We start from the raw sequence: 12,170 nt of genomic DNA on the forward strand, positions 1-12,170 counted from the left end.
ACTGTCAACTGTCAACTGTCCCTAAACTTTCCCAAACCGCCGTTCTCTTTGCTGATAAGCACACAAGGCGCGGTGAAACTCTGCACGGTCAAAATCAGGCCAAAGTGTATTGGTAATATAGATTTCTCCGTAAGCCATTTGCCAGAGTAAGAAATTGGAAAGGCGCATTTCCCCGCTAGTACGGATTAATAAGTCTGGGTCATCAATTCCGGCTGTGTAGAGGTGGCGTTCAAATAGTTCTTCGTCAATTTCCTCTGGCTGTAGTAGACCTTGCTGGACTTTTTCGGCGATCGCCCGACAAGCTTGTAAAATCTCCTGCCTTCCGCCATAATTAGTGGCAACGGAAAACTTAATACCAGGATTATTTTTAGTTTCTTCCATAGAACGGGAAATTTCTGCTTGCAGCGATCGCGGCAAAGCTGCTAAATTTCCCACAAACTGAATTTGCACATTCTCCTCGACCATTTCCCGCAGTTCTTGACGCAGAACTCGCTGGAACAGGGTCATGAGAAAATCTACCTCTTCCTGCGGTCTTTTCCAATTTTCTGTAGAAAAAGCATAAGCCGTCAGTGCTTGAATCCCCCAGTCTCTACAACAACGCAGCAGATCCTTGAGCGCGTCTACTCCTCGCTTATGACCCATAATTCTGGGTAAACCTTGACGTTTTGCCCATCGACCATTGCCATCCATAATCACCGCAACGTGTTTGGGCAGTAGTTCTCGTTTTAAATCAGAGGGTAATTGTAAAAGTTCAGTTTGTTGTATTGTCATTTTTTATCTCGAGAAGCGGTCTTGTCCCTACGGGGAAGTAAACTATGCACAGCGCGTCGAAGACGTGGTAAACCGGGTATACGTGAAACCAGTGCTATTGCCTGATCACTAATTTGACGACCCAAACTGAACAACCCAGGAGCCACAGCTTCCCGATCCACAACCGGAGATAATCGAGCCTCTAAAGACTCTTTGAGCTTCCTAATTGTCAGTGGTCTATTAAGAGTTCCCCTTTCGGCGAGGGAAATAGAACCCGTTTCTTCTGATACAACGACACATATACAATTTTCGACCCGCTCAGTAATTCCCATTGCAGCCCGATGGCGTGTTCCCAACTGGCGCGAGGCTGTGCGTCCCGAAAGCGGTAAGATTATACCCGAAGATACGATTCTTGAGCCACGAATTAATGTAGCCCCATCATGCAGCAAGGTCTTTGGCTGAAAGATTGTCTGTATAAGTTCCTTAGAAACATCGGCGTTGAGCTTAACGCCAGGTACAGAAAAATCTCGCTCATCAATGGGGCCAGTGGTTTCCAATATTAATAAAGCTCCGATACGGTTTTTTGAAAGTTCCTTAACCGCTTCGACTATTTCATCAATTACACTATCAGACTTGGGAATGCTTAAATTAGCTGGTTGTAATAATTGGCGAAATTCACCACGCCCCAATTGTTCCAAAAAACGGCGAAATTCTGACTGTAAAGCCACAGCCATCGCCACAGCACAGCCAATCACCAATTTTTCCAAAACAAAATTTAGCAGGGGTAGACCGAATCTGCCACTCAGTGCTGAAGCCAGCATCAACACAATAAATCCTCGCACCAACCACAAAGTCCGGCGCTCATTAATGATCACCAGTATCATGTAGGTCAGCATCAACACCAATACAATATCCAGAGTCCCCAGTAGCAAGGACTGTGACCATCCCAGGTTTGCCAGCCATTGCTTCCACCAATCTTTCATGACATCTGGATTCTAATAGTCAATAGTCAATAGTCAATAGTCATTAGTCAACAGTCATTAGTCATTAGTTACATAGATTGCTCTATGGACTATGGACTATTGACTGTTGACTATGGACTAGTTCTTCAATCTTTCTGGTAGACGATCTTGTCTAATCAAGTCTTGATAGGTTTCGCGTTGCAAAATTAAGTTTGCTTCGCCGTTTGCCACTACAACTGCTGCCGGTCGGGGTAGGCGGTTATAGTTAGAGGCCATACTGTAATTGTACGCACCAGTTGCCATAACTACGAGAATATCCCCAGGTTCAGTTTTTGGCAGTTGGGCATTTTTAATCAGAATATCGCCTGATTCGCAATGCTTACCCGCAACAGTTACTATTTCTGTATGGGGTGCAGACAATTTATTGGCAATTACTGCCCGATAAACTGATTGATAGGTAATTGGGCGTGGGTTATCGGACATACCCCCGTCAATGGAAACGTAGGTACGGATATCCGGTATTGTTTTTGTAGATCCAATAGTGTATGCGGTAACACAGCTTGTGGCAATGAGCGATCGCCCTGGTTCTGATAATAATTTTGGTAAAGGCAAGTTTTCGGCTGCACAAGCTTGTTGTACTACTTCACAAATCGCTTTCACCCACTCATCAATACTTGGTGGATCGTCTGATTCTACATATTTAATTCCCAAACCGCCGCCAACATTTAACTCGGTGACATTTAAGCCGTATTTGCTAGCATCGCGCAGCCATTGCACCATGACAGCCGCTAAATCCCGATGGGGTTGGCGTTCAAAAATTTGCGAACCAATATGAGCGTGTAAACCTACACAGTTTAAACTTGGTTGCTGACTGACAAACTGAAAAACATCATTCAAGTCGTTGGGGTCAAAGCCAAATTTACTATCTAGGTGTCCGGTACGGATGTACTCGTGGGTATGACATTCAATTCCCGGAGTCAGCCGCAACATCATCCGAATTGGCTGTTCTCCTTGAGCTAAATTCGCCAAGGTACGCAATTCGTACCAGTTATCTACCACAATGGTGACATCTGCATCTATCGCTAGACGTAATTCTTCCAGAGACTTATTATTGCCGTGGAGGTAAATTTTTGCGGGACTTACACCAGCAGTTAGTGCAGTGTAGAGTTCACCACCGGAAACGACATCAATTCCTAAACCCTCTGAGCCGGCGATCGCACATACAGCTAAACAATTCCATGCTTTAGAAGCATACAATACCTGAGATTCGCCTGGATAATACTTTTGGAAACTATCTCGATATTGCCGACAAGCTGTTCTGAGGGTTTCTTCATCTAATATATATAAAGGTGAACCAAACTGCTCAACTAGAGTTGCGACATCACACCCACCGATTTCCAGGTTTCCCTCACCGTTAATTTTGGCAGTTAAAGGTAAAAGTTCCTGATTGGGCGAAATAATTGTACTTGTGTTTTGTTCGGGTAAATACTGAGTTCCAGTATTTTGAACCCCAACCGGGTGAGTTGATACCATAACTATATAAGTTGTCCTTGTGCAAAATTACTCAGTTATCAGTTATCAGTTATCAGTTATCAGTTATCAGTTGGTTTCTTGGAGAAACACCACAGTAATTAGTGGTGGGCGTTAGTTGGGGGTGTGAATCCTTCACTATACGCTTGATAACTGTTCACTGTTCACTGTTCACTGTTCACTGTTCACTGGATTAATTGTCCCGATCCCAGTTTACAAAGGGTTTGTATTCTTATCCAAGATAAAAGTGATATTATCCAGCTTAAAACTTAAAACCCTCACCGCGCAGGATTTAACTGCAATCCTTGAACTGGATCAAGCCTGTTTTGGTGGACTATGGACTATGGAGGGCTACCAAAGAGAGTTGGATAGTCCCAACAGTGATTTGCTAGGTTTATTTTCTCCCCAGTCCACTGTCAAGTTACTGGGAATGGGTTGTTTTTGGTCAATTTTAGAAGAAGCCCACATTACAATTGTGGCTGTTCATCCCCGATATCACCGTCAAGGTTTGGGACAGGCTTTATTATATTTTCTCCTCAAAACAGCTGGCGATCGCGGTTTAGAGCGAGCCACCCTAGAAGTTCGTGCTTCCAATACAGCAGCAATATCTTTATACGAAAAATTTGGGTTCAAAACCGCAGGCAAGCGACGGGGTTATTACCAAGATAATGGCGAAGATGCCCTAATTCTCTGGCTTCCCGACTTACAATATCCTCAGTTTCAAAAGAAATTACAACACTGGGAAACTATTATTCTCGATGACTTGGCTCATAGTCACTGGACAGTTGACAGTTGACAGTTATTAGTTGTCAGTTGTCAGGTTATTTTCACTGTCCACTGTTCACTGTTAACTGATAACTGTCCCCAATACACACCTTGGCTTAGTTGTCGATATTGAAAAAGACTAACTTAATGAAAAATAATGTAATTTTCTTGATGTAAACCCATTAGATTATTTAATAATTAAACGAAAAGTGTTTTAAATAAGATATTTTTTGATAAAAAATCTTGATATTAGTACCCTAATTGTGCTAATAATGGATATTTGTGACAGCTTATAAAAATAGCCACCTTAATCTTCGGCTGTATATTATTCAAGCCCACAAATGCCAATAAATTCAAACTCCTCAGTAAAGTTGGCAGGGCAAAAGTAATAAACGAATAACTATCAGGCTATCAACAGATGTGATAGCTTTTGGATGCTGATTATCTTTAGATACAGACATCCAAACTCTTAGCCTGTGCTAAAATCAGCGTACCGGCACGACGCAGGTGATAGGATAAAGCCATGTTTGAGCGCTTCACAGAAAAAGCCATTAAAGTAATCATGCTGGCCCAAGAAGAGGCCCGCCGTTTAGGTCACAACTTTGTTGGAACCGAACAAATCCTCCTGGGTTTGATAGGGGAAGGTACGGGAGTTGCGGCCAAGGTGCTGAAATCGATGGGAGTCAATCTCAAAGATGCCCGCATTGAAGTAGAAAAAATCATAGGCCGGGGTTCGGGCTTTGTGGCCGTGGAAATTCCGTTTACGCCACGGGCAAAGCGGGTTCTAGAGCTATCCCTAGAAGAAGCGCGCCAATTAGGGCATAACTACATTGGCACCGAGCATCTGCTGTTGGGCCTGATCCGGGAAGGGGAAGGTGTGGCAGCCAGGGTGCTGGAGAATCTTGGGGTGGATCTATCGAAGGTAAGAACCCAAGTCATCAGGATGTTGGGAGAAACCGCCGAGGTTTCAGCGACTGGTCAATCTGGACGCACCAAAACACCAACTTTGGATGAATTTGGCTCTAACCTGACCCAAATGGCTACTGATAACAAGCTTGACCCTGTGGTGGGACGCGCCAAGGAAATCGAGCGTGTGATTCAAATTTTGGGTCGCCGTACAAAAAATAACCCAGTCTTGATTGGTGAACCTGGGGTTGGTAAGACCGCGATCGCCGAAGGTCTAGCATCACGCATCGCTAACAAAGATGTCCCCGACATCCTCGAAGATAAGCGTGTTGTGACTCTAGATATCGGTCTGTTGGTCGCTGGAACCAAGTACCGGGGTGAATTTGAAGAACGCTTGAAGAAAATCATGGATGAGATTCGGCAAGCGGGAAATGTAATTCTTGTAATAGACGAAGTACACACCCTCATCGGTGCAGGTGCGGCGGAAGGCGCAATCGATGCGGCAAACATCCTCAAGCCAGCTTTGGCGCGGGGTGAATTGCAATGTATCGGGGCGACAACCTTAGACGAGTACCGCAAGCACATCGAACGGGACGCAGCGTTAGAGCGGCGCTTCCAGCCAGTAATGGTCGGTGAACCTACCGTCGATGAAACAATAGAAATTTTATATGGTTTGCGCGATCGCTACGAGCAACACCACAAGCTGAAAATCTCCGATGAGGCTTTAGTCGCAGCAGCGAAATTATCAGATCGTTATATTAGCGATCGCTATCTGCCAGACAAAGCCATCGACTTGGTTGATGAAGCTGGTTCTCGTGTGCGGTTGATCAACTCCCAACTGCCCCCCGCAGCCAAAGAGTTAGATAAAGAACTGCGCCAAATCTTAAAAGAAAAAGATGATGCTGTCCGTTCCCAAGACTTTGATAGAGCTGGGGAACTGCGCGATCGCGAAATGGAAATCAAAGCCGAAATTCGCGCGATCGCCCAAAGCAAGACCAATGCTTCTGGCACAGAAGGTGAAGAGCCTGTAGTGACCGAGGAAGATATTGCACACATCGTTGCTTCTTGGACAGGCGTTCCCGTCAACAAGCTGACCGAATCTGAATCGGAAAAGCTGCTGCACATGGAAGACACCTTGCACCAGCGCTTAATCGGTCAAGAAGATGCGGTGAAAGCAGTTTCACGAGCCATTCGTCGCGCTCGTGTTGGTTTGAAGAACCCCAACCGACCCATTGCTAGCTTTGTCTTCTCTGGGCCGACTGGTGTAGGTAAAACCGAGTTGGCGAAATCCTTAGCTTCATACTTCTTCGGTTCCGAGGAAGCAATGATCCGCTTGGATATGTCCGAGTACATGGAACGTCACACCGTCAGTAAATTGATTGGTTCACCGCCAGGTTACGTTGGTTATAACGAAGGTGGACAATTAACCGAAGCTGTCCGCCGTCGTCCTTACACCGTCGTACTGTTCGACGAAATCGAAAAAGCCCACCCCGATGTCTTCAATATGCTGCTGCAAATTTTAGAAGACGGTCGATTAACAGATGCTAAAGGACGCACCGTAGACTTCAAGAACACCTTGCTGATTTTGACATCCAACATCGGCTCCAAGGTAATCGAGAAAGGTGGCGGCGGTATCGGTTTCGAGTTCGCCGACAACCAAAGCGAATCACAATACAACCGTATTCGCTCCTTGGTGAACGAAGAATTGAAGCAATACTTCCGTCCTGAGTTCCTCAACCGTCTAGATGAGATTATCGTCTTCCGTCAGTTGAGCAAGGCAGAAGTTACCGAGATTGCGGATATCATGCTCAAAGAAGTATTTGGTCGCTTGACAGAAAAAGGTATAACTTTAGAAGTAAGCGATCGCTTCAAAGACAGACTTATCCAAGAAGGCTACAGCCCCAGCTACGGCGCAAGACCATTACGTCGTGCCATCATGCGCTTGCTGGAAGATAGCCTCGCCGAAGAAATTCTTTCTGGTCGCATCAAAGATGGCGATATCGCCTTTGTTGATGTCGATGAAAACGGCACTGTGCAAGTTAGTTCTCAACAGCGTCGGGAGTTATTACCCCAAGGTGTTGAGTCATAGTTAAAGTTGGGAATTTAATTCTCAAGTGAAAATTAGCAAGCGGTAGAGGATAATTTCTCTACCGTTTTTTATTTCGCCCAAAGACGTAAATAAAGAGAAATATTACTCTTTCAATATGTTTAATAATGCTACGTAACTATATCTGTATAATAAATTTTAACGTTAGTTTTCAGATGTTAAGTTATTATAATATATATGTACTAATAATGCTTCTCAAGGGTAACTATGACTATCCAGTTTAGGTTTCATCCTGAAAAAGCTGTGGAAGCGGCTGCTACATTTCTGAAGCTGCATGGTAAGCCTATGAAATATTTAGGCTTACTAAAGATGCTGTACATAGCTGATCGTATTGCTTTAGAACGCATGGATCAACCAATCACTGGTGATCATTATGTATCGATGGATTATGGGCCTGTCCTTAGTGGTGTTTATGACCTAATTAAAGGTCAACCTGTCGATGATGCTCTACCTCTGTGGTCTGAGTATATTTCTCGTCGTAGCGCAAATTCTGTTGAATTACTCAAAGACCCAGGAAATGAGGAATTATGTCAAGAGGAAGAAGAGATTATTTTAGAAGTATATCAAACCTTTGGACATCTTGACCCATTTCATGTTGCTGAATGGACTCATGATTTACCAGAATGGCAAGATCCTCATGGTTCTGCTATTCCCATTGCAGTAGAAGAAATTCTGCAAAATGTTGGTAAAAGTAACGAAGAAATAGAGGAAATTAGACAAGAAGCTATTCGGGAAGCCTATTTAGATGAGGTTATGAATGTCTAGCATCACCATTAATCTGGGGGATGCTTTTTTAATAGACACACCTCCGAATGGACAGCATCTTTATATTGCTATAGCACAAACTTCTGACACTGAGTATTTATTCGTCAATATAACAACTCGTAAACCTAATTCGGAAGCTGTTTGTATTCTTCTACCTGGTGCGGATGTACCTAATTTTATTGTGCGTGAGTCTGTTGTAGCATACCAATATGCTCGTATAATGAATCCTACTGTACTTGCAGGTTTAATTAGTGCTGGTAGTCCTATTCCTAAAGGTACTTGTTCACCCTCAGTTTTATCAAAAATTCAGCAAGGTGGGTTAATTTCCAAACGGTTAAAAAAGAAATTTAAAACTATACTTCAAAATTGTTGAGTTGGAATATTACTAATGCAGCTAATTATTCCGCCTCATTTACAAAACACCTATAAATTAATCCAATGTGCTTTTCCTAATCGTATTGAAGTAGAAGATTATGAACCACTTGTAGCTTTACTAAGTGAGGAAATTTCAGATAGGAACCTAGCAAAAGTAATCGCTTACTACCTTGGTAAAGAATATAGCGTGGTACTTAACGATGTGTATCGAGTACAGTCAATTAATATTCCTAAAGCTGAAGTTATTGATAATTTAAAAATCAAATTACATAGTTGTGGTTATCAAGAGTGGTTAGAGGAATAATGCAGACAACCAATACCACATCATCCCCCGCACCAGATCAAGTCAAGAATAACTGGGAATTTACAGAAGTATGGATAGAGCCGATGTTATCGCCTTCATACATTCTTTTATTACTCTGTGATAGTGAGCAAAACTGTCAAATTTATGACCCAGCACAGGGTTATAAGATTGTATTTTCTAGTAGTAATTATGAAGCAGCAAAATCATGGTTACTAGGAGATGAGTATGAACCAATTGAAGGTAGATTATTAGCTACGGAATTATATGACTCAATTAGATAAAGCACTACGTCAATTTGAAGCTACTGAGGCAAATTTAGTTAAACTTGAGAAACAATGGGATTTGTTACAAAAAAATATACCTAATGGCATTGTTTTCGCTGCAAATCCTATGTATGAGGATGCTTTACGCTCATATAAACATATACTCACAGGATTGCCGTCGATTGATGGGTGGAAACCACAAACAATACCTTGGGATCTAGATGAGATAGCTCAAAATCGTTTAGATGCTCGTGAATTTGGAGATACAATAAATCAAATTGATGTAGAGCGTCAAATTGAGCAGCCTGGTAAAGAGTTAAGAGAATATAGATATAAATTCAATCAGAAGCGACGAAACCTTATTCAAAATCGAATTATACAAATTTCTAATGAAATAGATCATCTCTTAGAAAAACTACAAGAAAATTATCCTATTGATTATGAAGATACAATCGATTTCGACAATGAAGAAGATGTTCAAAGATGGCAAGAGATAGCTTCTAAGAAAATTAAAGATTCTGCTTTGCAAAAAGTCAAAGAAAACATAAAAGAAATAGATGTATTAATCGGCAGTAGTGTAAATCGGCCTAAAGGCTGGAGTGATATGAGCCGCCATCTTTCATTTGCAGAAATTCATGATTTAAGAGATATTATTCTTTATGATTGGCCATCTGTGAAAGCTGGAATCAATAAATCTCTTTATACCTTAGATGAGCCAATTCCAGTAGATATTCAAGATTTAGGTGAACTTGTTGCATCAAACCCTTCAGGAAATATTATTACTAAATTAAAGTGGAACAACCTTTCTGAAGCAGATTTTGAACGTTTAATCTTTAATCTAGTTACTTCAGAACAGAGCTATGAAAACGCTGAATGGTTAATGCACACAAATGCCCCAGATCGGGGACGTGATTTGTCTGTTTATCGAGTTTATCGCGATCCATTGAGTGGAGTAATACGTCAAAGAACTATCATCCAGTGTAAGCGTTGGCTTAATAAAAGTATTTCTTTACCAGATATTAGTCCTTTAAAAGACCAAGTAAAACTTTGGGAACCGCCTCGAATAGATAATTTAATTATTGCTACGACAGGACGTTTTACAGCTGATGCTGTTACCTTTGTTGAGCGGCATAATCTATCAGACTCAGCGATGAAAATTGAGTTGTGGGCAGAAAGCCGTTTGGAAAGTCTGTTAGCTTCTAAACCGGCATTGATTGCTGAATTTGGCTTGAGATAGCATCTAGACGGAAATTGGTCAATATTTATGCAAACAACAATTCTACCTCATCTACAAAGCACCTATAAATTAATCCAATGTACTTTCCCTAATGGTATTGCAGCAGAAGATTATGAACCACTTTTAGCGTTACTAAGTGAGGAAATGTCAGATAGGAACTTAGCAGAAGTAATCGCTTACTACCTTGGTAAAGAATATAGTTTGGTGCTTAACGATGTGTATCGAGTACAGTCAATTAATATTCCTAAAGCTGACGCTGTTGCTAATTTAAAAAATCATTTACTTACTTGTGGTTATCAACAGTGGCTAGAAGAATGATTCTAAATGTTATTTATTTTGAATGAGTAAGAGCGATCGCTCAACCATATCCTCTGTAAAAAGCTTGTAGAATGAGTAGGCGATCGCACTTTTGCAAAAAGTTAGTGCGCGTAGTCCTGCCTATGCTTTATTTTCTCTTGTTCACCAACTACCATAGGTAGTAAGTAGACTTGAGTTAATTATCTATGACTAATAAAAAACCCGTGCGCCGTCGTCAACCAGGAAGAATCTTTCCAGAATTTACCCTACCACCTGAAGAATTAGCTAGACGGAGAGATGAAAGAAACGCTCGTTGTCAAAAAGCGCGTGTTGTTTTTGACAGAGTTTGTCCGCAATTAATAAATGAACATTACAACTGGTTTATTGTGATTGAACCAAATAGTGGTGATTATTTTATTGATGTAAATGACAATGTAGCTGAAAAAAAAGCGCGGGAAAAATATCCTACTGGTTGGCTGGTGACATTCCGTCTCAATGAAACAGGCGCTTGTGGACGGATATGATTTCTGGTCAATTTGGTGAACTTGGAGAGTTAATCTTTGAGATAGAAATTATTTCATCTGATGAAGATAGTTTTTCTATTGAAGTTTTATTAGATACAGGATTTACATCTGGCTGGTTGGCGGTTGATATACAAGATGCTGAAAGTATTGGATGGCGCTTAATTGAACGCGATAAAATCATGCAAATGGCAAGAGGAGAAGCGTTCTTTAATATATATGAAGGTAAAGTCATAATAGATGGACAGGAGTATATTATTCCTGTATTAGCTGGTGAAGGCATTTCTGAGCCTTTATTGGGTTTACAATGGTTGACAATATTACCGCTATCAGTGAATTATTCAGCAGGAATATTGACTTTAGGCTGAAGCTGAGTTGAATTATTGGCTCAAATCTACATTCAATTATTCCATAATATATGCGTTGCCGTTTGACTATAGTTAGTCAGAATGAAAATATGCTGTAATTAAGTGCGACGATGCCCCGCCCTACTGTAGGTAATCGCTCAACTATATCCTCAGAAAAAGCTTGTATAATGAGTAGGCGATCGCTACAAAAAACTAAGAAGCATTCACTTCTACTTTATGGAAGTATCAAAACCTACTAGTCAGATAAATAATTCCCAGCCAGAGGCTGTAGATATATCGGGAAAATCTCTCAACATTAACCGACGCGAATTTATGCAGTTGTCATTAGAAGCAAGGCGACGTATATTAGCAGAACAAGCAGAGTTAATGTTACTTCATTATCAACAAGATAAGGAATGGCAAGAATTAGAAACAGTAGACTTGGTTAACTATTAACTCTCCTATGCCTTTAATCTTTAAAAAAGGACTAAAGTCCTTACTACAAACTGAATTGTTAATTAACTATCTTATTAATCTGTAGATATCAGGATAATACTATCAAGCAAATAGATGTAGTAACGATTGATTTGGATATTGATCAAGATAACTTGTTTGTTTGCTAAAATACATTAGCACTTGTTGTAGTTTTTTCTCTATCAACAGTTTTATGGTAATAACTTAGGATGTGGCTTTTTGCTAGCATACACCAACATAATATAATATTTTATTCAGTAATTCCCATAGATATAGAGATTATAATAATTATAAAAACTCGACAATAAAAGACTTTCAAGCCTGTATCCTGCTATAAGCGATCGCTGTGTAAAACCATTATATCAAGCAATTATGCAGCCATTTAAAAATAGCATAGCCTCAGAAATTCTCTTTGGTCACATCAAGAACAGCGACTGTGGAAGCTGAGAAAACTAAGGATATTAACGGTATCAATATTTTCGGGAAATGGGATAAGATTACTGTGACTTTGTAGTGGGTACTGGACTCTGGATAATCAAAAATCTACAGCAGTCGCCCCATAAATGA

General features: G+C 41.0%; 14 protein-coding genes. 11 read left to right on the forward strand and 3 right to left on the reverse strand.

What is annotated here, in order from left to right:
- Positions 1-21: 21 nt before the first annotated feature.
- From H6G83_RS07900 to lysA, 3 genes are all read right to left on the reverse strand, one after another.
- Positions 22-771, reverse strand: a complete 750-nt coding sequence (locus H6G83_RS07900; protein ID WP_190469495.1) for an isoprenyl transferase — start codon at positions 769-771, stop codon at positions 22-24.
- Positions 768-1,733, reverse strand: a complete 966-nt coding sequence (gene cdaA, locus H6G83_RS07905) for a diadenylate cyclase CdaA (protein ID WP_190469498.1) — start codon at positions 1,731-1,733, stop codon at positions 768-770. The genes H6G83_RS07900 and cdaA overlap by 4 nt, the downstream gene beginning before the upstream one ends.
- A 117-nt stretch (positions 1,734-1,850) precedes the next feature.
- Positions 1,851-3,245 carry a diaminopimelate decarboxylase gene (gene lysA / locus H6G83_RS07910; RefSeq protein WP_190469500.1) on the reverse strand — a complete coding sequence of 465 codons (1,395 nt, stop codon included), beginning with the start codon at positions 3,243-3,245 and terminating at the stop codon, positions 1,851-1,853.
- 244 nt (positions 3,246-3,489) lie between these two features.
- Here lysA and rimI point away from each other — a divergent pair, with 244 nt between their 5' ends.
- The 11 genes from rimI (at position 3,490) to H6G83_RS07965 (ending at position 11,585) form a co-directional block, all read left to right on the forward strand.
- Positions 3,490-4,038, forward strand: coding sequence for a ribosomal protein S18-alanine N-acetyltransferase (gene rimI / locus H6G83_RS07915; protein WP_190469503.1), 549 nt, complete (start codon positions 3,490-3,492; stop codon positions 4,036-4,038).
- 492 nt (positions 4,039-4,530) lie between these two features.
- Positions 4,531-7,002, forward strand: a complete 2,472-nt coding sequence (locus H6G83_RS07920) for an ATP-dependent Clp protease ATP-binding subunit (protein WP_190469505.1) — start codon at positions 4,531-4,533, stop codon at positions 7,000-7,002.
- 225 nt (positions 7,003-7,227) lie between these two features.
- Entirely contained in the window at positions 7,228-7,785 is a 558-nt protein-coding gene (locus H6G83_RS07925) for a Panacea domain-containing protein (protein ID WP_190469507.1), read from the forward strand.
- Positions 7,778-8,158 carry a hypothetical protein gene (locus H6G83_RS07930; RefSeq protein WP_190469509.1) on the forward strand — a complete coding sequence of 127 codons (381 nt, stop codon included), beginning with the start codon at positions 7,778-7,780 and terminating at the stop codon, positions 8,156-8,158. Before H6G83_RS07925 ends, H6G83_RS07930 begins: the two co-directional genes overlap by 8 nt.
- Before the next feature lie 15 nt (positions 8,159-8,173).
- Complete coding sequence (locus tag H6G83_RS07935; RefSeq protein ID WP_190469512.1) at positions 8,174-8,464, forward strand: DUF3349 domain-containing protein; 291 nt, start codon at positions 8,174-8,176, stop codon at positions 8,462-8,464.
- Positions 8,464-8,745: a hypothetical protein gene (locus H6G83_RS07940; protein WP_190469514.1), complete on the forward strand. Its 282-nt coding sequence runs from the start codon at positions 8,464-8,466 to the stop codon at positions 8,743-8,745. The genes H6G83_RS07935 and H6G83_RS07940 overlap by 1 nt, the downstream gene beginning before the upstream one ends.
- On the forward strand, positions 8,729-9,964 hold the full coding sequence (locus H6G83_RS07945) for a restriction endonuclease (RefSeq protein ID WP_190469517.1): 1,236 nt from the start codon (positions 8,729-8,731) through the stop codon (positions 9,962-9,964). The genes H6G83_RS07940 and H6G83_RS07945 overlap by 17 nt, the downstream gene beginning before the upstream one ends.
- A gap of 27 nt (positions 9,965-9,991) precedes the next feature.
- Positions 9,992-10,282: a DUF3349 domain-containing protein gene (locus H6G83_RS07950; RefSeq protein ID WP_190469521.1), complete on the forward strand. Its 291-nt coding sequence runs from the start codon at positions 9,992-9,994 to the stop codon at positions 10,280-10,282.
- A 185-nt stretch (positions 10,283-10,467) separates the two neighbouring features.
- Positions 10,468-10,785 carry a hypothetical protein gene (locus tag H6G83_RS07955; protein WP_190469522.1) on the forward strand — a complete coding sequence of 106 codons (318 nt, stop codon included), beginning with the start codon at positions 10,468-10,470 and terminating at the stop codon, positions 10,783-10,785.
- Positions 10,782-11,150, forward strand: a complete 369-nt coding sequence (locus tag H6G83_RS07960) for an aspartyl protease (RefSeq protein WP_190469526.1) — start codon at positions 10,782-10,784, stop codon at positions 11,148-11,150. The genes H6G83_RS07955 and H6G83_RS07960 overlap by 4 nt, the downstream gene beginning before the upstream one ends.
- A gap of 216 nt (positions 11,151-11,366) precedes the next feature.
- Positions 11,367-11,585, forward strand: coding sequence for a hypothetical protein (locus tag H6G83_RS07965; RefSeq protein WP_190469529.1), 219 nt, complete (start codon positions 11,367-11,369; stop codon positions 11,583-11,585).
- Positions 11,586-12,170: the final 585 nt, after the last annotated feature.

The sequence above is a fragment of the Anabaena azotica FACHB-119 genome (assembly GCF_014697625.1).
Classification (GTDB): Bacteria; Cyanobacteriota; Cyanobacteriia; order Cyanobacteriales; family Nostocaceae; genus Trichormus; species Trichormus azoticus_A.

Coding starts and splice junctions, on each gene's coding strand:
- H6G83_RS07900 (WP_190469495.1), bottom strand. CDS start 771: ATGACAATACAACAAACTGAACTTTTACAATTACCCTCTGATTTAAAA.
- cdaA (WP_190469498.1), bottom strand. CDS start 1,733: ATGAAAGATTGGTGGAAGCAATGGCTGGCAAACCTGGGATGGTCACAG.
- lysA (WP_190469500.1), bottom strand. CDS start 3,245: ATGGTATCAACTCACCCGGTTGGGGTTCAAAATACTGGAACTCAGTAT.
- H6G83_RS07920 (WP_190469505.1), top strand. CDS start 4,531: ATGTTTGAGCGCTTCACAGAAAAAGCCATTAAAGTAATCATGCTGGCC.
- H6G83_RS07925 (WP_190469507.1), top strand. CDS start 7,228: ATGACTATCCAGTTTAGGTTTCATCCTGAAAAAGCTGTGGAAGCGGCT.
- H6G83_RS07930 (WP_190469509.1), top strand. CDS start 7,778: ATGTCTAGCATCACCATTAATCTGGGGGATGCTTTTTTAATAGACACA.
- H6G83_RS07935 (WP_190469512.1), top strand. CDS start 8,174: ATGCAGCTAATTATTCCGCCTCATTTACAAAACACCTATAAATTAATC.
- H6G83_RS07940 (WP_190469514.1), top strand. CDS start 8,464: ATGCAGACAACCAATACCACATCATCCCCCGCACCAGATCAAGTCAAG.
- H6G83_RS07945 (WP_190469517.1), top strand. CDS start 8,729: ATGACTCAATTAGATAAAGCACTACGTCAATTTGAAGCTACTGAGGCA.
- H6G83_RS07950 (WP_190469521.1), top strand. CDS start 9,992: ATGCAAACAACAATTCTACCTCATCTACAAAGCACCTATAAATTAATC.
- H6G83_RS07955 (WP_190469522.1), top strand. CDS start 10,468: ATGACTAATAAAAAACCCGTGCGCCGTCGTCAACCAGGAAGAATCTTT.
- H6G83_RS07960 (WP_190469526.1), top strand. CDS start 10,782: ATGATTTCTGGTCAATTTGGTGAACTTGGAGAGTTAATCTTTGAGATA.
- H6G83_RS07965 (WP_190469529.1), top strand. CDS start 11,367: ATGGAAGTATCAAAACCTACTAGTCAGATAAATAATTCCCAGCCAGAG.